Origin of the sequence: Pseudomonas massiliensis (assembly GCF_000826105.1) — a bacterium.
Lineage (GTDB): Bacteria > Pseudomonadota > Gammaproteobacteria > Pseudomonadales > Pseudomonadaceae > Aquipseudomonas > Aquipseudomonas massiliensis.
In genome coordinates, this window is sequence record NZ_CCYK01000004.1 from 148,756 (window position 1) to 167,285 (window position 18,530).

The following is an 18,530-nucleotide window of genomic DNA, read 5'->3' on the forward strand; positions in this document are numbered from 1 at the left end:
AGCCGATTGGCGGCCCGCCCCCTCTTGTCAGCGCTGTTCGAGCTTGCGCGCGATGGCGTCCATCAGCAGCCCGCCGATGTCCGTACCGAAGGCAGCGTCGATTTCCCGGGCGCAGGTCGGGCTGGTGACGTTGATCTCGGTAAGGTAATCGCCAATTACATCCAGGCCTACGAACATCAGGCCCTTTTCCCGCAGGGTAGGGCCTACCTGGGCGGCAATCCAGCGGTCCCGCTCGGTGAGCGGCCGCGCCTCGCCACGGCCGCCAGCGGCCAGGTTGCCTCGCGTTTCCCCAGCGGCGGGAATACGCGCCAGGCAGTAATCCACAGGCTCGCCATCGATCATCAGGATGCGCTTGTCGCCTTCCTTGATCGCCGGGATGTAGGCCTGTGCCATGGTCTGGTGGGTGCCGTGCGCGGTAAGGGTTTCCAGGATCACCGACAGGTTCGGATCGCCTTCGCGATGACGGAAGATGGACGCCCCGCCCATTTCGTCCAGAGGCTTGAGAATGACATCGCCATGCTCCGCCACGAAGGCACGGATGATGTCCTGGCGGCGGCTGACCAGGGTCGGCGGGTTGCACTGCGGGAACTGGGTAGCGAACAGCTTCTCGTTGCAGTCGCGCAGGCTCTGGGGCTTGTTGACCACCAGCACGCCGGCGCGCTCGGCCTGCTCGAGGAAGTAGGTGGCGTAGACGAACTCGATGTTGAAGGGCGGGTCCTTGCGCATCAGGATCACGTCAAGCTCGGCCAGGGCGATGTCCTGGGCCGCTTCCAGCGCGTACCAATGCTGCGGGTCGGCGAACACTTTCAAGGGGCTGGCCTTGGCCCGAGGTTGCCCATTGGCCTGGTAGAGGTCGGGCAGCTCCATGTAGGTCAGCTCCCAGCCGCGGGCCTGGGCGGCCAGGAGCAGCGCCAGGGACGTATCCTTCTTGTAGGCGATACGGGAAATGGGGTCCATGACGATTCCGACGCGGATAGGCATGGTGGCGGGTCTCCAGGCAAAAAAAGGGCAGGCTTCGATGGCCGTCAGGGTGGCCCGCGCGCGAGGCGCGGTCAAGGGCGGCTACCCGGTTGGTCGTGGAAGCCGCAATGGGAGTATGCTAAAAAGCTCCCAGGTCCGCGCCCGTCCGGCAGGCGTGCCGGGCCAGCCGAGGCAGACCGAACGAGCGATCATGGAACAGCATTCGCAGGGCCTGAAAGTCATGGTGGTGGATGATTCCAAGACCATCCGCCACACGGCCGAAACGCTATTGGAGCAGGTTGGCTGCGAAGTGGTGACCGCGGTGGACGGTCTCGACGCGCTGGCGCGCCTGGCCGACCGACAGCCCCGGGTCGTATTCATCGATGTGATGATGCCGCGTCTCGATGGTTACCAGGCGTGCCAGCTGATCAAGCAGAACCCCCGATTCGCGAGCGTTCGTGTGGTCATGCTGTCGTCGCGCGATGGCCTGTTCGACCGGGCCCGGGCCCGGGCGGTGGGGGCCGACCAGTTCCTCACCAAGCCCTTCGACCGTGCCTCGCTGGTGCAGGCCATCCACGCCCAGGTGCCGGACTTCCAGCCGTCGCCGCCGTGAGCGCTCCGCCCCGCGCCTTGTCGCGCACCCTTTATCGAATCCTACGAGGAACAGCATGGCTCGAATCCTGATCATCGATGACTCGGCCACCGAGCTGCAGAAACTCACCGGCATGCTCGAACGCCAGGGCCACCAGGTACTCAAGGCCGCCAACGGCGCCGACGGCGTGGCCCTGGCCCGGCAGGAGCGGCCGGACGCCGTGTTGATGGACATCGTGATGCCGGGCATGAATGGTTTTCAGGCAACTCGCCAACTGACCAAGGACGAGTCCACCGCGCAGATCCCGATCATCATCATCACCAGCAAGGACCAGGAAACCGACAAGGTCTGGGGCGCGCGCCAGGGGGCACGGGCTTACCTGACCAAGCCCTTCGAGGAAAGCGAGCTCACCGCCGCCCTCGCCGGCGTACTGGCCCGCTGAGCAGCGATGAATGCCTCTTCGACGGCCTTCGAGCTGCTGTTGGCCATGGACCAGCGCTGCCGTGCGCGGGCCGCGAGCCTGCCGGTGGAGCAGGATGGCGAAGCGCCGTGGAGCGGTATCAGCTTTCGCCTGGGCAATGGCTGGTATGTGGCGCCCATGAGCGAAGTGGCCGAAGTACTGCCTGAGCCACGCATGACTCGCATTCCGGGCACCAAGCCCTGGGTATTGGGCGTGGCGAACCTGCGTGGGCGCCTGCTGCCGGTGATGAACCTGTCAGGCTATTTCGGCGCGGCCCTGTCCAGCCACAGACGGCAGCGGCGGGTGCTGGTGATCGACCACGACGACCTGTTCACCGGCCTGCTGGTGGATGAGGCGCCCGGCCTTCAGCATTTTCCCCGGACCGACCTGGCCATGGTCCCACCCGAAAACCTCGACGAGGCCTTGGCGCCCTTCGTTCGCGGTTACTTCTTTCATGAGCGCGAATGGGCGGTGTTCAGTCCTTTCGCGCTGGTCACGGCGACGGAGTTTCTCGATGTGGCGGCTTGATGCGCTCAAAGGCGTCGCGCGATGAACATGCCTGGCCTGACTCGCAGCCTGCAGGGCTCACGCAGTACCGCCCAGATCGCCGGGCTGTTCGTGGCGCTGGTGATTCTTATCATGCTGCTGTTCGCCAACTTCGCCTACCTCAATACCCAGGCCAACCACGACAAGCAGTACATTGGCCATGCCGGTGAGCTGCGGGTGGTGTCCCAGCGTATCGCCAAGAGCGCGACCGAAGCGGCCACGGGGGAAGCCGAGGCGTTCCGCGAGCTGACCGCGGCGCGCAACGAATTCGATCGACGCTGGCGCTACCTGCTCGATGGCGATGCCCATACCGGCCTTCCTCCGGCTCCCCATGCCGTGCATGAACAAATGCTCGCGGTGCAGCGGGATTGGGATCGGCTGCGACAAGGTGCCGATACCATTCTGGCCAGCGAGCAAACCGTACTTTCCCTGCATCAGGTAGCTGCCACCCTGGCCGAGACCGTGCCCCAGTTGCAGCTGGAGTCCGAGAAGGTCGTCGACAGTCTGCTACGTCGCGGGGCGCCGGCAGATCAAGTGGCCGTGGCCCAGCGCCAGTCGCTTCTGGCCGAGCGGATCCTTGGCTCGGTGAATACCGTATTGGCTGGCGACGAGAACGCGCCTCGGGCTGCCGAAGCGTTCGGCCGGGACGCCAATCGCTTCGGCGTCGTGCTCGACGGCATGCTCAATGGCAGCGCTAGCCAAGGCATTCGTCAGGTAGCCGATCCGCTCGCCCGCGCCCGACTGCAGGAAATCGCCGAACTTTTTGCCTTCGTCTCGGGGTCGGTCGGAGAAATCCTTGAAACATCCCCTGAACTGTTCAAGGTTCGCGCTGCTGCCATTGATATCTTCAAGCTTTCCCAGACGTTGCTCGACGAGGCGTCACGCCTGGCCAGTGGTTTCGAATCCCTCGCCGCTGGCCGCCGCATGGATGTCGCAGGCGGCTACGTACTGGGTCTGCTGGCCTTGGCATCGATCATTCTGATGGCGGTGGTGATGGTCCGGGAAACCAACCGGCGACTGCGGGAAACCGCGCAGAAAAACGAGCGCAACCAGCATGCGATCATGCGCCTGCTCGATGAGATCGAGGGCTTGGCCGCCGGTGACCTGACCGTGACCGCGTCGGTGACCGAAGACTTCACCGGTGCCATCGCCGATTCCATCAACCACTCCATCGACCAGTTGCGTGGCCTGGTAGCCACCATCAATCGCGCCGCCGAGCGAGTGGCCACCGCGGTACAGGATACCCAGGGCACGGCCAGCCAGCTGGCCAAGGCGTCCGAACACCAGGCGCAGCAGATCAGCGAAGCGTCCAGAGCCATCGGCGACATGGCCGAATCGATCGACCATGTGTCGTTCAACGCCTACGAGTCAGCCAAGGTGGCCGAGCGTTCGGTGAACATTGCCAACAAAGGCAGCGAGACGGTGCATAACACCATCCAGGGCATGGACGTGATCCGCTTCCAGATCCAGGACACGTCCAAGCGTATCAAGCGGCTCGGTGAGTCTTCCCAGGAAATCGGCGATATCGTGGGCTTGATCGATGACATCGCCGAGCAGACCAACATCCTGGCCCTGAACGCGGCGATCCAGGCGTCCATGGCCGGAGAAGCAGGTCGGGGCTTCGCGGTGGTCGCCGATGAAGTACAGCGGCTGGCGGAACGGTCATCGGCCGCCACCCGACAGATCGAGATGCTGGTGCGAGCGATCCAGGCCGATACCAACGAGGCGGTGATGTCCATGGAACAGACGACCTACGAAGTGGTGCGTGGCGCCCGCCTGGCCCAGGACGCCGGTGTGGCGCTGGAAGAGATCGAAAGCGTGTCCCAGGACCTCGCGGCATTGATCCAGCGGATCTCCAACGCGGCCCAGCAGCAGACGTCCTCCTCGGGGCAGATCTCCCATACCATGGCGGTGATCCAGGAAATCACTACCCAGACTTCCGCCGACTCCACCGCCGCGGCCGAAAGCATGGGCAACCTGGCGCAGATGGCCAGCGAGATGCGGCGGTCAGTGTCGGGCTTCACCTTGCCCGCCAACGATGGGAACTGAACCCATGGGCGCCGATGGCGGTACCCCGGGCCGCGCCTGGCCCCGCCGACCGAGGGCAAGGGCATGAACCTGGACAGGCACGGGCGCCCCGACATCGTAGGCCTGCAGTGGCTGCGGCCTGAACTTGCCACAACCCTGGCGCAGGCTCGCCAGGCCCTGGACGGCTCAGCCGACGAAACAGCACGCAGGCAGTGCGCCGAAGCGCTGCATGAGGTCGTCGCCGCGCTGGGATTCGTCAATTTCCCCGGCGCGGCGCGCCTGGCCAGTGACCTGGAACGGCTGGCCCGCCTGACCCAACCTTCGCCGACGGCGCTGACGCTGTTGCGGCAGTTGATCGACCGGCTCCCGGCCTATCTGGAGCGAGTGGTCGAGGCCCGGCAGGACCTGCCTTCGCTGCTGCACCCTTGGTTGAACGAGATCAGCGCCGCCTTTGGCGAGCCTGCCTTGCCTGCCGAGGCGCTGACCGCCCTGGTCGGCCCTCAGCATGCGCTGGAGCCGCTGGCGAGCATGCCTAGAGTAACCCCGGACAGGGCAGGGCTTGGCCCCTTGGTCGGTGCCCTTTGCGAAGAATTGTCCTTGAACAAGGCTCGCCTGGATCGTTACCTCAACGACCCCCACCGCGACCGCGATGGCCTGGGGGTGATCGCCCCTTCGCTGCGCCGAATCGCCGATGCCCTGGCGGTGCTGGGTTTCCAGCAACCACGGCGAGCGATCCTTGACCAGATGAGTACGGTGCAAGCGTTGGCCCAGGAGGAGTCGGACCTGGACGACGCCAGCGTTCTGGATGCCGCGGGTGCCTTGCTCTACGTCGAAGGGACCCTGGCCGGCATGGTCGGGCCGCAAGAGCGCGCCGCCGATGCCACGCAGGTCGCGCCTACGGAACTGGAGCGCATCCACCATCTGGCGATCGAAGAAGCTCTGACCGCCCTCGAGCGGATCGAGCAATCCATCAGTGAATGTCTGGAAGGCGGCTGGGCAGTCTCGCGCCTTGCGCAGGTGCCTACCCAATTGCTCGAATTGCGCAGCGCCCTGGCCATGGTGCGCCCGGAAGCCCTGTTGCAGTTGCTTGGTGCCCTGGAACGTTATGCTCATGAGCGCCTGCTGCCGGCGACCGAGCGGCCCGCGGCGCGGGTGCTGGAAACCCTGGCCGATGCTCTGTGCGCGATCGAATGGATGCTGCGTCGCTGGATGGTCGACCCACGGGAAGCGGAGGAAGCGTTGTTGGCCAGCGCCCGCCATGCCTTGGCCGGGTTGAGCAGTGATGCGACCGCCATGGCCGCTTCCAGCATCGCGCCCGCGCCAGCAGGGGTCTCGAATCCGCCCTTGGCCGAGCCGCTGGATGCGCAGCTGCTCGACATCTTCCACCACGAAGCCCGTACCTATGTGGAGATCCTGCGCGGCTTCTTGCGCAAGGCCATGGCGCCAGCGGCAGTGACCGACGCCTTGCAGCGCGCGTTGCACACCCTCAAGGGTAGCGCCTTCATGGCCGGCGTTCCGGCGTTGGGCGAGCTGGCGGCGTCCATCTACCGGCTTTGCAAGGAGCGGCGGGCCCGAGAGCAAGCCTTGGACGCCGCTGACCTGGCGCTGTTGGGCACAGCGCTGGACATGCTCGAACAGGGCCTGGCCCAGGTCGCTCGGCATGCGCCCGAGGCTATTGAAAGGGCGGACCTGGCCACGCGTGTCGATGCCTTGCTTGGCACCGTTACAGGCGGCCGGGCTTGCGCTCAGGAGCAGGGCACACGCGAGGCGCGCCGGATATTGCTGCGCGAGGGCATCGACGAGCTTGACCAGGCCCAGGAGTTGCTGACCTGCTGGCAGCGGACACCTGGCGGCTTCGCTGAGTTGACTGCGCTGCTGGAAGCCATCGAGCGTCTAGGGGAACAGGCGCACCTGGCTGAGCTTCCTGCCATGGATGCGCTCTGCGAGGCCTTGCTCGATCTGTACGGCGCGGTCGAGGAAGGCAGCCTCAGTGCCGATGAGGCATTGCTCAGCGATGCCCGGCAGGCACAGGAGGCACTGTACGACCAGTTCGACGAATTGGCGGCGGGGCAATCGCTGACGCCTGGAGACGAGGCGCTGAAGCGACTCCGGCATTGGCTGGGCCTGGCCCTTGCGCCGAATGAGCTGGGCATCGTCCGCCCAAGTGGCGCGATGCCCTTGCCCAACAGAACCTGGCCCGAGGTCGGTCCCACTGACCAACCCAGCCTGGCCTGCCTTTTCCGCGCTGAAGCCAGCGACCTGCTCGACAATGCCGACGATGCGCTGCGCTCATGGCTCCAAGGGGTCGAGCGTGAGGCGGCCTTGGCCGCCTTAAAGCGTGACCTGGATACCCTGGCAGGCGGCGCCCGGCTGGCTGGGTTCCTGCCGTTGGCTGATTTTGCGGCCAGCCTGCGCGACCTCTACCCACGCCTGGACCATTCCGAAGAAGAGCGGGCCCGTGCCCGTCAGGCCCACGAGCGCCTGCGCTACTGGCTTGATCAACTCGAAGCCACCGCAAGCGAGATACCCGTGGAGCACTGGCTGGCTGAGCTCCATGCACCCTTCGAGGGTGAAGCGTCGGAAGCCCTGGCCAGTGACGAGCAGGAGTTGCTGCACGTTTTCCTCGAGGAAGGCGCGGACCTTATCGAGGCCGCGGGCGCCGCCCTGGCTCGCTGGCAAGCGGAGCCGGCCAATGCTCTGGAGGTGGAAAACCTGCTACGTGACCTGCACACCCTCAAAGGTGGCGCGCGCATGGCTGAAGTAGGCCCGGTGGGCGACCTGGCCCATGAGCTGGAAACGCTCTACGAGCGGATCTCTACCGGAGAGCTTCCCATCGCCCCTGCGTTGTTCAAGCTGTTGCACAAGGGGCACGATCGCCTCGCGCTGATGCTTGACGCTGCACGCTCGGGTGAGCCGGCCCCGGTGGACGATGCCCTGCTGCAAAGCATCCAGGGTTACGGAAGCCGTCTGCTGCCCCCTGCGCGGGAGCCCGCGCGCACGGCGGTGGGCGATCTTGCCCCGGCATCCGAGCGCGGTACCAGTGACCAGGTGAAGGTCGCGGCACTGATGCTCGAGGACCTGGCCAACCTTGCCGGTGAAGCGTCCATCATCCGGGGGCGGGTCGAGCAACAGGTGAACGACGGGCAAACCGCGTTGCTGGAAATGGAAACGACCTTGGCGCGCATGCGCGACCATCTGGTACATCTGGATAGCGAGACCTTGCAGCCCCTGCCAGGGCGTGGCGCAAGCGCGCCCGAAGACGGCTTCGACCCGCTGGAGCTGGAACGCCAGACTCACCTGCGTGAGCTGAGCCGAGCGTTGCTCGAAGCTGTATCGGACCTTTCCGACCTGCGTGACACCCTGGCCACGCAGACCCAGGATGCCCAGCGCTTGCTGGCCCAGCAGGGGCGCATCTGTTCGGGGCTGCAGGAAGGCCTGATGCGCACTCGCATGGTCCCCTTTGCCAGGGTGCTGCCACGCTTGCAGCGTATCGTGCGGCAAGTCGCTGAAGAACTGGGCAAGGAGGTGGAATTCGAAACCAGCGATACCGAAGTCGAGATGGACCGCACCGTGCTCGAGCGGATGATCGCGCCTCTGGAGCACATGCTGCGTAACGCGATCGACCATGGCCTGGAATCGGCCGAGGGCCGCCGCGCCGCCGGCAAGCCCGAGCGCGGACTGGTGACGCTGCGGGTAGCCCATGAGGGCGGTGAGATCGTGATCGAAATGATCGACGACGGCGCGGGCATTCCGCTGGACGCCGTGCGGGCGAAAGCGACCAAGCGAGGGTTGCTGGACCCGGCTAGCGACTTGCCCGATCACGACGTGCTTCAGTTCATTCTTCAGCCGGGTTTTTCGACTGCCCAGAAGATCACCCAGATTTCCGGGCGTGGCCTGGGCATGGACGTCGTCCATGAAGAGGTCAAGCAACTGGGTGGAACCATGATCATCGACAGCCGGGTGGGAAGCGGCGCGCGTTTCGTGATCCGGTTGCCGTTCAGCGTGTCGGTCAACCGGGCCCTGATGGTGCAATGCGGCGAGGAGTTGTTCGCGGTGCCGCTGAACAGCATTGAAGGCATCGTGCGAGTGGATGCCCAGGAGCTGGAAGCTGCCTATGCTGCCCAGCCACCACGTTACCGTTTCTCTGGCTTGTCCTACGACCTGCGCTACCTGGGCGAGGTCCTGGATGCCTCGGCGCGGCCAGAGACGATCAACCGTGACCTGCCGCAGCCGCTGATGCTGATTCGCGCACCGGATCATCAGGTTGCCGTGCATGTGGATGCCCTGGCCGGGGCCAGGGAGATCGTGGTGAAAAGCCTGGGGCCACAGTTCGCCGCTTTGCCAGGGGTGAGCGGCGCCACTTTGCTGGGTGACGGGCGAGTGGTGCTGATCCTGGACCTGCTCGCCCAGATTCGGGCGGCACACGTGCGTCCGGCGCCCAGGCTGAGTCCTGAAGTGCGTTACGACACGCCAGCCACCAGGCCGCCCTTGGCCATGGTGGTCGATGATTCAGTGACGGTGCGCAAGGTCACGGGGCGCTTGTTGGAGCGTCATGGGGTGCGGGTGATCACCGCTCGGGATGGAGTCGAAGCCTTGCATGCTCTGGCCGAACACCAGCCAGACGTGCTGTTGGTGGATATCGAGATGCCGCGCATGGACGGCTTCGAATTGGTGAGCCAGCTCAAGTCCGAGCCCAGGTTGGCGGCAATCCCGGTGATCATGATCACGTCCCGTACTGGCGAGAAGCACCGCCAGCGGGCAATGGCCCTGGGCGTCAGCGAATTCCTGGGCAAGCCTTATCAGGAATCCCAGCTGTTGCACCTGGTTCGCTTCTGGAGCAGCCAACATGCCTGACCGGATATTTTCACGGCGGGAAGCCCTGAACGTGCTGCTATTGCCCCTGGCTGGCCGGCAATTGATGGTGCCGGACGTAGCGGTAGCCGAACTCATTGGCTACCGGCCCAGGGACGCCGCAGGCCGGGCCGCGCCTTGGGACCTGGGGGATATCCCCTGGCGGGGACGCCAATTGCCCCTGGTCAGTTTCGAGGCTGCCTGCGGACAGCCCTTGCCCCGCGGCGAGCGGGTGCGCGTGGCAGTAATGCATGGGGTAGGCGAACGGCTGCCGTTCTTTGCCCTATTGATGCAGGGCATTCCACGCACGCTGAAGGTCGACAGCCAGCTGAGCTACGTTGACGTGCCACTGGCGCCCCTGGAGCTGGCGGCCGTTCTGGTCGGCCAGGATGCAGTGCGGGTGCCAGACCTGGATGGCCTGGCTACCCTGGTCCTCAATGGCCGTCCTGGCTGAAGTCGCCCCACAGCTGCTGAGCCACGGCCAGGGCGACCACGGGCGCGGTTTCCGTCCGTAATACCCGAGGCCCCAGACGCGCGGGTTGAAAGCCGGCCTGGCGCGCTTGCTGGACTTCCTTTTCGCTCAAGCCGCCCTCCGGGCCGATCAGGAACGCCAGGGAGCCTGGGGCCGGGTGACGGGTCAGCGGCTCGGCAACCGGGTGCAGTACCAGCTTCAGCTCGGCTTCGCACTGATCGAGCCAGTCCGTCAAGGGCAGGGGTGGATGAATCAGCGGCACTCGGGAACGACCGCTTTGTTCGCAGGCGCTGATCGCCACCTGGCGCCAGTGGGCCAGGCGTTTGTCTGCGCGCTCGTCCTTCAGGCGCACTTCGCACCGTTGGGTGAGGATCGGCGTGAGCTCCGCCACGCCCAGTTCGGTTGCCTTCTGGATGGCCCAGTCCATCCGTTCGCCGCGGGACAACCCTTGACCCAGGTGAATCGTCAGCGAAGATTCCGGCAGGCCGGGTAACACCTCATCGACGCGAACGCTCAAGGCTTTCTTGCCCACGTGCAGCAGCGTGGCCAGGTACTCCTGGCCGAGGCCATCGAACAGCTGGACGCGATCGCCTTCGGCCAGGCGCAGCACGCGGCCGATGTAATGAGCCTGGGCCTCGGGAAGCAGGTGCTCGCCCAGGGACAGGGGAAGGTCGACATGGAAGCGGGAAAGTCTCATGAGCCTGGTCGCTGATTAAAGGAAAATGCCAAGGGCCTAGCCCGGATCACGGAAATTCGCCGGCCCAGCCGCCGGCACGCTGACCGACGCGCCCTGCCGGGTAGCCATGTCGATGCCTTCGCTGGCCACCTCGGCCAGGAAGTCGATCTGTTCCGGGGTAATCACATAAGGCGGCAGGAAATACACTACGCTACCCAGCGGGCGCAGCAGGGCGCCACGGGTCAAGGCATGCTCGAATACCCGCAACCCGCGTCGCTCCTGCCAAGGGTAGGGCTGGCGGCTGGCCTTGTCCTGTACCATCTCGATGGCCAGGACCATCCCGGTCTGGCGCACCTCCGCCACATGAGGGTGATCAGCCAGGTGCGCGGTTGCCGTAGCCATGCGCCGGGCCAGCGCCTGGTTGCGCTCGATGACCTGGTCCTGTTCGAAGATGTCCAGTGTGGCCAGCGCGGCGGCGCAGGCCAACGGGTTGCCCGTGTAGCTGTGCGAATGCAGGAAGGCACGCAGGGTGGAATAGTCGTCGTAGAACGCCTGATACACCTCGTCGGTGGTCAGGCAGGCGGCCAGGGGCAGGTACCCCCCTGTCAGCGCCTTGGAAAGGCAAAGGAAATCCGGGCGAATGCCGGCCTGCTCGCAGGCGAACAGGGTTCCAGTGCGGCCGAAGCCTACCGCGATTTCGTCATGGATCAGGTGCACGCCGTAGCGGTCGCAGGCCTCGCGCAGCAGTCGCAGGTACACCGGATGGTACATGCGCATGCCGCCGGCACCCTGGATCAGCGGCTCGATGATGACCGCGGCCACGCTTTCGTGGTGCTCGGCCAGGGTTTGTTCCATGGCCGCGAACAGCGTGCGCGAATGGTCTTCCCAGCTCGTGCCTTCAGGGCGCAGATAGCAATCCGGGCTCGGTACCTTGAGCGTATCGAGCAGCAAGGCCTTGTAGGTTTCCGTGAACAGCGGCACGTCACCTACGGACATGGCCGCGATGGTTTCGCCGTGATAGCTGTTGGTGAGGGTGACGAAGCGCCTTTTCTTCGACTGGCCGCGGTTGAGCCAGTAGTGGTAGCTCATCTTGAGCGCCACTTCGATGCACGAGGAGCCATTGTCTGCGTAGAACACCCGGTCCAGGCCGGCCGGAGTGATCTTGACCAGGCGCTCGGACAGCTCGATGACCGGGGCGTGGCTGAACCCTGCCAGGATGACATGTTCCAGCTGGTCGACCTGATCCTTGATGCGCTGGTTTATCCGCGGGTTGGCGTGGCCGAACACGTTGACCCACCAGGAGCTGACCGCATCCAGATAGCGCTTGCCATCGAAGTCTTCCAGCCACACGCCATCACCACGCTTGATCGGGATGACAGGCAGCCGTTCGTGGTCTTTCATCTGGGTGCAGGGGTGCCATAGCACGTCCAGGTCCCGGTCCATCCAGTGTTGATTGAGACTCAAGGTCAAGCTCCGTGGCGCCTATGGTACAGGGCCGCTGAAAAATAAAGACGCAAGCCTATGCAATGCCGCCGCGGCGAACAACCCATAAACTCAGGGAGTGACTTGCGTCATGGCGCCGCGCTGGCAGGCGGCGTATCACAACTCTTGCCTGGATTAACCTTGCCTTAACGGCAGTAGAGCATTATTCCTATCGTTACTCTCGATAGTTTGAAGCGAAATTTTCCGCTTTTTTTCGATAGGTAAGCCGCTACTCTTCCGCCATCGACTTCAAGGAACGCTGTCATGCAGCTTCGCAATTCTCCCTCACGCTATGGTGCCGTCAGCCTCTTCCTGCATTGGGGTGTGGCACTCGCGGTATTCGGCATGTTCGCCCTGGGCCTCTGGATGGTCGGACTCGGCTATTACGACCCCTGGCGCAAGGCCGCGCCAGACCTGCACAAAAGCATTGGCCTGGTGCTGTTCTTCTTCATGCTGCTGCGGGCAATCTGGCGGGTCGTCAGCCCGCCGCCGCCACCAACGCCCAACCAGGGCAAGCCCACTCGGGTAGCTGCCGTGGCGGTGCATATGTTCCTGTACCTAGACCTGTTCCTGGTCATGATTACCGGCTACCTGATCTCCACCGCCGATGGCGTAGGCATTTCAGTGTTCGGCTGGTTCCAGATTCCAGCGGCCTTCAGCGGCATCGAGAACCAGGCGGAGCGGGCAGGCGATATTCACCTCTACCTGGCCTGGGCACTGGTCGTTTTCTCCGTACTGCATGGCCTGGCCGCGCTCAAACACCATTTCGTCGACCGGGATGCCACCTTGGTGCGCATGCTGGGCCGCCGCGCTTGACTGCAATGACCTACTCACGAAAAGGAAACCCTCTCATGTTGAAGCACACACTGGCCGCGCTGGCCCTGACCACTGCCGCATTGACCGCCGGCCAGACCATGGCCGCTGATTACCACATCGACAAGGAAGGCCAGCACGCCTTCGTCGACTTCAAGATCAGCCACCTGGGCTACAGCTTCATTACCGGTACCTTCAAGGACTTCGACGGCAACTTCAGCTTCGATGCCACCAAGCCCGAAGACGCCAAGATCGACGTCACCCTGAAAACCGCCAGCGTTTTCACCAACCATGCCGAGCGTGACAAGCACATCAGCGGCAAGGACTTCCTCAACGTCGCCCAATATCCGGACGCTACCTTCAAGTCCACCAGCGTCAAACCCACCGGCAAGAACGCCGATGGCAAGCTGACCGCGGACGTGACCGGTGATCTGACCCTGCAGGGCGTCACCAAGCCTGTGGTCATCAAGGCCACCTTCCTCGGCGAAGGCAAGGACCCATGGGGCGGCTACCGCGCCGGCTTCGAAGGCACCACCAGTATCAACCGCAAAGACTTCGCACCCAAGGCCATGGACCTGGGCCCACAGTCCGATACGGTAGAGCTGTACTTCTCCTTTGAGGGTGTGCAGAAGAAGTAAAAGGGGAAGCGCGGCGTGCTCCAAGCGTCGCGCTTGTTTAGCTATTGATTGCTGGTCCACTGCAGACACTGCATTGGATCGGTAGCTAGCATATTGGCAGGTCAAAACTCCCAACGTCGTTGCTAAGCTAGTACATAGACGGAGGGAAAGTAGATGAAACGAAAATTTTTCAAGACGAGCAGTCAAGGAAGCGTGCTCGGATTTTTTTATTCTGGCAGTATGTCTCGTATTAATTACATGCCTTTTGGCTATCAACCTGAAAACCATAAGCGTCTGTCCTTTGTGGGACAGTTGTTTGAGGCCCACGATGTTTATATCCTCGGCAATGGGGTCCGTGGGTATTTTCCGAAAATTCAACGTTTCATGAGCCCGGATAGCCTGAGTCCGTTCACCAAGGGTGAGTTGAATAGCTACGCGTACTGTCTGGCGGACCCTGTAAACAGAGTAGACCCATCCGGAAGACTCTCTCTGCCGTCAATAGCGAAATTTGCTGTAAAGACACGTAGATGGTTGGCGAAGGTACGACCGGTAACGGTAGGTAAACGCTACGCGCATTTTATTGAAGATGGGCAGCGTGCCTTGCTCGCTGAAGCAACAGGTATGAGGGCGCTAAAAAGAGTGGATAACCGCTATTCGCTTCCCGATAAGTTATTAAAGCGTCGACTTGATGAAGTAAGGGATTCACTGGGCGTCAGGTATGAGCTTTCGTATCAACTAAGCTCTCCAAGGCGTATGCAAATTTTCAAAGAAATATTCCCTGATGCTAATTCAGCTAGACATTTCGAAAGAGTAGTCCTGGAAATGACTCTTTCGAGTCGATCCGCCAGGGGCTTGGAGATAGGTAATTGGATTGGGTGGCCACCAAAGCCGTAGATATGCGCTAGCGGCGCCTATAAAGGTTTGACATGGCAATGCTGCGGGCTGTGCTTGACTGTCAGGGTTCAAGGAAGAGCCATGTTTGGATGTAATTATTGACCCCAATGAAAAATGCCATACCTCTTTCGGGGCACGGCGTTTTTCTTTTCCGGGTTCGCCTTAGTTCTTGCGTGTCAGCAATGCTGGCTTTTCCCCGGTCTTGGCGCGGCTCTGCAAATCATCGAGCTGCTCGGCGGTCAGCGAACGGTCCAGCTTGGACTCTTTCATGATGATCACCGGCTTCGGCGCTTCACGGCGGGCTTCGCTCGGCAGGGAAGCACCCAGCTCGTCACGGGGGCGACGATTGCGTGGGTTGTCCCGGCGTGGCTGGCCACTGCCCTGCTTGGGGTTGCGCGGGCCGGAGCGCTTGGCGCCAGCTTCATTGGTCGGGCGCGGTGTGCCGTTTGGCTGGTTGCGGCGCGGTGCCTGGCCAGTGCTCTTGCCGGCGGCGGGTGCCTGTCCGGCTGCCGCGCCTGGACGACGGTTGCGCCCTTGCCCTTTCTGATTCTGGTACGGGCTGACGTAGTCAGCCCGATTGCCGAAGTTATCGACCTCGTCGTCCAGGAAGACTTCCGGGTCACGATTGCCCAGCTCGGCTAAAGGCACCGGCGCGGCCTGGGCCGAACGCTGAGGCTGACGACCGGACTGAGCGCGGCCCCTGGGCTGGCGCGCTTCGCCACGGGGAGCGCTGCCTTCGGGGGTTTTTTCCCGAGGCTTGTCCTTGCCCTTGTCCTTGCCTTTGTCCTTGCGGCCGCCAGCTGGCTTGTCACTACGAGGTTCGCGGCCGCGTCCCTTGTTGGCAGGCGGGCGCTCACGGGTTTCCGGCTTCTCCGCTTCGATGGTGCTGGGGTCGAAGCCCATGAGTTCGCCATCCGGGATCTTCTGACGAGTCATGCGCTCGATGCTCTTGAGCAGCTTTACCTCGTCGGGGGCGACCAGGGAAATGGCTTCACCGTTGCGGCCTGCCCGGCCGGTACGGCCGATCCGGTGAACGTAGTCTTCTTCAACGTTGGGCAGCTCGAAGTTGACGACGTGGGGCAGTTGGTCGATGTCCAGCCCGCGCGCGGCAATATCGGTAGCCACCAGTACGCGCACGGTGTTGGCCTTGAAGTCGGCCAGCGCCTTGGTACGCGCGTTCTGGCTCTTGTTGCCATGGATGGCGGCTGCGGTCAGGCCGTGCTTTTCCAGGTATTCGGCCAGGCGGTTGGCGCCGTGCTTTGTGCGGGTGAACACCAGGACCTGCTCCCAGGCACCCTGGGTGATCAGGTGGGCCAGCAGGGCACGCTTGTGGCTGGCGGCGACGTGGTATACCCGTTGTTCGATGCGCTCGACGGTAGTGTTGGGCGGGGTGACTTCGATGCGCTCGGGATTGTGCAGCAGCTTGCCGGCCAGGTCGGTGATGTCCTTGGAGAAGGTAGCCGAGAACAGCAGGTTCTGACGCTTCTCCGGCAGGCGTGCCAGCACCTTCTTGACATCGTGGATGAAGCCCATGTCCAGCATGCGGTCGGCTTCGTCCAGCACCAGTATTTCCACATGGGCGAGGTCTACACTGCCCTGGCCAGCCAGGTCCAGCAGGCGCCCCGGGCAAGCCACCAGTACGTCTACACCCTTGGCCAGCGCCTGCACCTGCGGGTTGATGCCCACGCCGCCAAAGACGCAGGCGCTGACGAACTTCAGGTCCCGCGCATAGAGGCGGAAGCTGTCGTGAACCTGGGCCGCCAGTTCACGGGTAGGCGTCAGGACCAGCACACGCGGCTGGCGTGGGCCATGACGCTGGGATTTGTCGGGATGGCCCGCCGGGAACAGAAGCTCCAGGATGGGCAGGGCGAAACCGCCCGTCTTGCCGGTACCCGTCTGGGCCGCCACCATGAGGTCACGGCCTTGCAACACGGCGGGAATGGCCCGCTGTTGCACGGGGGTTGGCTGCGTATAGCCAGCAGCCTCGATAGCACGGACGAGAGCCTCGGAGAGACCGAGGGAAGCAAAGGACATGGGCAATCCTGTTCGTTGTAGGGGCTTGGGCCCGAGAAACGTTTGCCTGGCGCGGGGCGGATATCGACGCAACCGCGTCCGGTACTGCTGGTGCTCGCGGAGGGTCGCAGCGGGCTGCCGAGGCATGAGCCTGGCGCGGGCATACGAATATGGGAAGCGAGGACCGGCGTCCGGGCGTAAGCCTGGCGGGAACGCCGGAGTATAACAGAGCCTTGCGGTGCCGCTGATATTTCGCAGCCCGAAGGTCATGTTTTTATACCGGACGCTTACATTCCATAACGTTCGAGCAGTCGCCTGTAGCCGGGCTCGCGCTTGAAGGCGCGAAGAGCGTCGGCAAACCGCTCGGCCATTGACGCGCCATCGCCCTCGCGCCGCAAGGCCAGATAGAGGACGTCCCGGTGCACCAGCCTGGGAATTTCCTCAACCCTGTCGGTCAGGCCCAGATGCTCGAGGGCGGCATGGCCTTGGCGTCGGTCGCTGATGACCAGGTCCACGCGTCCCAGGAGCAGTTTGCCGAAGTTGGCTTCCAGTGTAGGTGCCGGCTCCTGGATGGCCAGGCTGGCGCTGAATTCCGGCCCGTAGAGAAAGCCGGGCGCAATGCCCACGCGCACGCCTTGCAATGTGCCGAGCCGTGCCAGGGGCAGCGGTCGCGCCTGCGCCTGGAAAAATACGAAGTTGACTGTAGACAACGGCTCCAGCGCATAGACCAGCAGCGCTTCCCTGGCCGATGTCCGGAAGATATCCAGCGCGCCATCGGCCTGCCCTCGGTCGAGCATCATCAGGCAGCGCTTCCACGGCAGCAGCTCCCATTCAACTTCGATACCCAGGCGACGAAAGACTTCGCTTGCGATCTCATAGTCAATGCCCTTGAGCGTTGCACCGTCCCGGTACACGTAAGGTTCCCAGGGGTCGGTAACCAGATGCAGGGAGCGCGCGCCGGCCATGGCCAGCATGGGGCAGAGAAGCAAGGCAAGCAGGGAAATGGCTAGGGCGCGCATGGGCGCAGAGTAAGGGCCGAGTAGACGCCTGGCTAGTCAGGCTTTCCCTTAATGGCAATGTGACGGCTGTCGTCCGTTGGCGCCAGCCAAGCCGTGAACGCGGAACCCGGTAGGGGCCAGCGCCAGCTGGCGAATTCGGCATGCACCAGCTGGCGCCAGTTCCTACAAGCGGGCCGGGCTGCCGCGCCTGCAGGCTGAAACGGCTCAGGCAGCCCCGCCCAGGTTCTTCCAGATGGCCAGGCTCGCCTGGGCCTGGTTGAGGGTGTAGAAGTGCAACCCTGGGGCGCCGCCGACGAGCAGTTGCTCGCACATCCGGGAAATCACCTCTTCGCCGAAGGCCTGGATGCTTGCGCTGTCGTCGTTATAGGCCTCCAACTGCTTACGGATCCAGCGTGGAATCTCCGCGCCACAGGCTTCAGAGAAACGTGCCAGCTTGCTGTAGTTGGTGATGGGCATGATGCCGGGCACAATTGGAATCTCCACGCCGAGCTTGCGAATCCGTTCCACGAAGTAGAAGTAGCTGTCGGCGTTGAAGAAGTATTGGGTGATCGCGCTATCGGCGCCAGCCTTGGCCTTGCGGGCGAAATGGGCCAGGTCGTCTTCCAGATTGCGAGCCTGGGGGTGCATTTCCGGGTAAGCCGCTACCTCGATATGGAAATGGTCACCGGTTTCGGCGCGGATGAATTCAACCAGGTCATTGGCATGGCGCAACTCGCTCGCGGCCATGCCCATCCCGGATGGCAGGTCGCCACGCAAGGCCACGATGCGCTTGATGCCGGCATCGCGATACTGGGCCAGCAGCTGGCGCAGTTCGGCCTTGCTGTCGCCCACGCAGGAAAGGTGAGGCGCGGCGGGCACCTGTACTTCCCGCTCCAGTTGCATGACGGTATCGAAGGTGCGATCGCGGGTGGAACCACCGGCACCATAGGTGCAGGAGAAGAATTCCGGCTGGTAGGCGGCCAGCTGGCGCGCCACGGCCATCAGCTTCTCATGCCCGGCCTCGGTCTTGGTCGGGAAAAATTCGAAGCTGAAGCTTTTATCGGCAAAGGACATAGTCAAGACAGCTCTTCGAAGCACCGCGGCCGCAAGCGGCGAGAGGCAAGCCAC

15 protein-coding genes are annotated in these 18,530 nt (G+C 63.5%); 9 read left to right on the plus strand and 6 right to left on the minus strand.

Features of this window, described 5'->3' with window-relative positions:
- Positions 1 to 27: 27 nt before the first annotated feature.
- On the minus strand, positions 28 to 981 hold the full coding sequence (gshB, locus tag BN1188_RS02150) for a glutathione synthase (protein WP_040259568.1): 954 nt from the start codon (positions 979 to 981) through the stop codon (positions 28 to 30).
- A 190-nt stretch (positions 982 to 1,171) separates the two neighbouring features.
- On the opposite strand from gshB, the gene BN1188_RS02155 reads away from it, so the two are divergent.
- The 6 genes from BN1188_RS02155 (at position 1,172) to BN1188_RS02180 (ending at position 9,891) form a co-directional block, all read left to right on the plus strand.
- The gene (locus BN1188_RS02155; RefSeq protein WP_040259569.1) at positions 1,172 to 1,573 is read left to right on the plus strand and encodes a response regulator; all 402 of its coding nucleotides are present in this window, start codon (positions 1,172 to 1,174) and stop codon (positions 1,571 to 1,573) included.
- A gap of 55 nt (positions 1,574 to 1,628) precedes the next feature.
- On the plus strand, positions 1,629 to 1,994 hold the full coding sequence (gene pilH / locus BN1188_RS02160) for a twitching motility response regulator PilH (protein WP_040259571.1): 366 nt from the start codon (positions 1,629 to 1,631) through the stop codon (positions 1,992 to 1,994).
- A gap of 6 nt (positions 1,995 to 2,000) precedes the next feature.
- Positions 2,001 to 2,540, plus strand: coding sequence for a chemotaxis protein CheW (locus BN1188_RS02165; RefSeq protein WP_040259572.1), 540 nt, complete (start codon positions 2,001 to 2,003; stop codon positions 2,538 to 2,540).
- A 21-nt stretch (positions 2,541 to 2,561) separates the two neighbouring features.
- Complete coding sequence (locus BN1188_RS02170; protein WP_040259573.1) at positions 2,562 to 4,607, plus strand: methyl-accepting chemotaxis protein; 2,046 nt, start codon at positions 2,562 to 2,564, stop codon at positions 4,605 to 4,607.
- 63 nt (positions 4,608 to 4,670) lie between these two features.
- On the plus strand, positions 4,671 to 9,440 hold the full coding sequence (locus tag BN1188_RS02175) for an Hpt domain-containing protein (RefSeq protein WP_040259574.1): 4,770 nt from the start codon (positions 4,671 to 4,673) through the stop codon (positions 9,438 to 9,440).
- Positions 9,433 to 9,891, plus strand: a complete 459-nt coding sequence (locus tag BN1188_RS02180; RefSeq protein ID WP_052469118.1) for a chemotaxis protein CheW — start codon at positions 9,433 to 9,435, stop codon at positions 9,889 to 9,891. Before BN1188_RS02175 ends, BN1188_RS02180 begins: the two co-directional genes overlap by 8 nt.
- On the opposite strand, the gene BN1188_RS02185 is transcribed toward BN1188_RS02180, so the two are convergent.
- Both BN1188_RS02185 and BN1188_RS02190 read right to left on the minus strand, forming a co-directional pair.
- Complete coding sequence (locus BN1188_RS02185; RefSeq protein WP_040259575.1) at positions 9,872 to 10,606, minus strand: 16S rRNA (uracil(1498)-N(3))-methyltransferase; 735 nt, start codon at positions 10,604 to 10,606, stop codon at positions 9,872 to 9,874. The two genes, BN1188_RS02180 and BN1188_RS02185, sit on opposite strands and share 20 nt — an antisense overlap.
- Positions 10,607 to 10,642: 36 nt before the next feature.
- Positions 10,643 to 12,049 carry an adenosylmethionine--8-amino-7-oxononanoate transaminase gene (locus tag BN1188_RS02190; protein ID WP_040259577.1) on the minus strand — a complete coding sequence of 469 codons (1,407 nt, stop codon included), beginning with the start codon at positions 12,047 to 12,049 and terminating at the stop codon, positions 10,643 to 10,645.
- Between the two features lie 282 nt (positions 12,050 to 12,331).
- On the opposite strand from BN1188_RS02190, the gene BN1188_RS02195 reads away from it, so the two are divergent.
- The 3 genes from BN1188_RS02195 to BN1188_RS02205 all read left to right on the plus strand — a co-directional run bounded on the left by BN1188_RS02195 (position 12,332) and on the right by BN1188_RS02205 (position 14,391).
- The gene (locus BN1188_RS02195) at positions 12,332 to 12,883 is read left to right on the plus strand and encodes a cytochrome b (RefSeq protein ID WP_040259578.1); all 552 of its coding nucleotides are present in this window, start codon (positions 12,332 to 12,334) and stop codon (positions 12,881 to 12,883) included.
- A gap of 35 nt (positions 12,884 to 12,918) precedes the next feature.
- Positions 12,919 to 13,518: a YceI family protein gene (locus BN1188_RS02200; RefSeq protein WP_040259579.1), complete on the plus strand. Its 600-nt coding sequence runs from the start codon at positions 12,919 to 12,921 to the stop codon at positions 13,516 to 13,518.
- A gap of 153 nt (positions 13,519 to 13,671) precedes the next feature.
- The gene (locus BN1188_RS02205; protein WP_084596130.1) at positions 13,672 to 14,391 is read left to right on the plus strand and encodes an RHS repeat-associated core domain-containing protein; all 720 of its coding nucleotides are present in this window, start codon (positions 13,672 to 13,674) and stop codon (positions 14,389 to 14,391) included.
- Positions 14,392 to 14,553: 162 nt separating this feature from the next.
- Here the strand turns inward: BN1188_RS02205 and BN1188_RS02210 are convergent, their stop codons facing one another.
- From BN1188_RS02210 to metF, 3 genes are all read right to left on the minus strand, one after another.
- Entirely contained in the window at positions 14,554 to 16,425 is a 1,872-nt protein-coding gene (locus tag BN1188_RS02210) for an RNA helicase RhlE2 (protein ID WP_040259580.1), read from the minus strand.
- Between the two features lie 266 nt (positions 16,426 to 16,691).
- The gene (locus BN1188_RS02215; RefSeq protein WP_052469119.1) at positions 16,692 to 17,423 is read right to left on the minus strand and encodes a substrate-binding periplasmic protein; all 732 of its coding nucleotides are present in this window, start codon (positions 17,421 to 17,423) and stop codon (positions 16,692 to 16,694) included.
- Positions 17,424 to 17,627: 204 nt separating this feature from the next.
- A complete protein-coding gene (gene metF / locus BN1188_RS02220; protein WP_040259581.1) occupies positions 17,628 to 18,476 on the minus strand; it encodes a methylenetetrahydrofolate reductase [NAD(P)H] in 849 nt (282 codons plus the stop codon).
- Positions 18,477 to 18,530 lie beyond the last annotated feature (54 nt).

Bases quoted from the DNA above. Each gene is read 5' to 3' on its own strand.
- gshB (WP_040259568.1), bottom strand. From the start codon at position 981: ATGCCTATCCGCGTCGGAATCGTCATGGACCCCATTTCCCGTATCGCC.
- BN1188_RS02155 (WP_040259569.1), top strand. From the start codon at position 1,172: ATGGAACAGCATTCGCAGGGCCTGAAAGTCATGGTGGTGGATGATTCC.
- pilH (WP_040259571.1), top strand. From the start codon at position 1,629: ATGGCTCGAATCCTGATCATCGATGACTCGGCCACCGAGCTGCAGAAA.
- BN1188_RS02165 (WP_040259572.1), top strand. From the start codon at position 2,001: ATGAATGCCTCTTCGACGGCCTTCGAGCTGCTGTTGGCCATGGACCAG.
- BN1188_RS02170 (WP_040259573.1), top strand. From the start codon at position 2,562: ATGAACATGCCTGGCCTGACTCGCAGCCTGCAGGGCTCACGCAGTACC.
- BN1188_RS02175 (WP_040259574.1), top strand. From the start codon at position 4,671: ATGAACCTGGACAGGCACGGGCGCCCCGACATCGTAGGCCTGCAGTGG.
- BN1188_RS02180 (WP_052469118.1), top strand. From the start codon at position 9,433: ATGCCTGACCGGATATTTTCACGGCGGGAAGCCCTGAACGTGCTGCTA.
- BN1188_RS02185 (WP_040259575.1), bottom strand. From the start codon at position 10,606: ATGAGACTTTCCCGCTTCCATGTCGACCTTCCCCTGTCCCTGGGCGAG.
- BN1188_RS02195 (WP_040259578.1), top strand. From the start codon at position 12,332: ATGCAGCTTCGCAATTCTCCCTCACGCTATGGTGCCGTCAGCCTCTTC.
- BN1188_RS02200 (WP_040259579.1), top strand. From the start codon at position 12,919: ATGTTGAAGCACACACTGGCCGCGCTGGCCCTGACCACTGCCGCATTG.
- BN1188_RS02205 (WP_084596130.1), top strand. From the start codon at position 13,672: ATGAAACGAAAATTTTTCAAGACGAGCAGTCAAGGAAGCGTGCTCGGA.
- BN1188_RS02210 (WP_040259580.1), bottom strand. From the start codon at position 16,425: ATGTCCTTTGCTTCCCTCGGTCTCTCCGAGGCTCTCGTCCGTGCTATC.
- BN1188_RS02215 (WP_052469119.1), bottom strand. From the start codon at position 17,423: ATGCGCGCCCTAGCCATTTCCCTGCTTGCCTTGCTTCTCTGCCCCATG.
- metF (WP_040259581.1), bottom strand. From the start codon at position 18,476: ATGTCCTTTGCCGATAAAAGCTTCAGCTTCGAATTTTTCCCGACCAAG.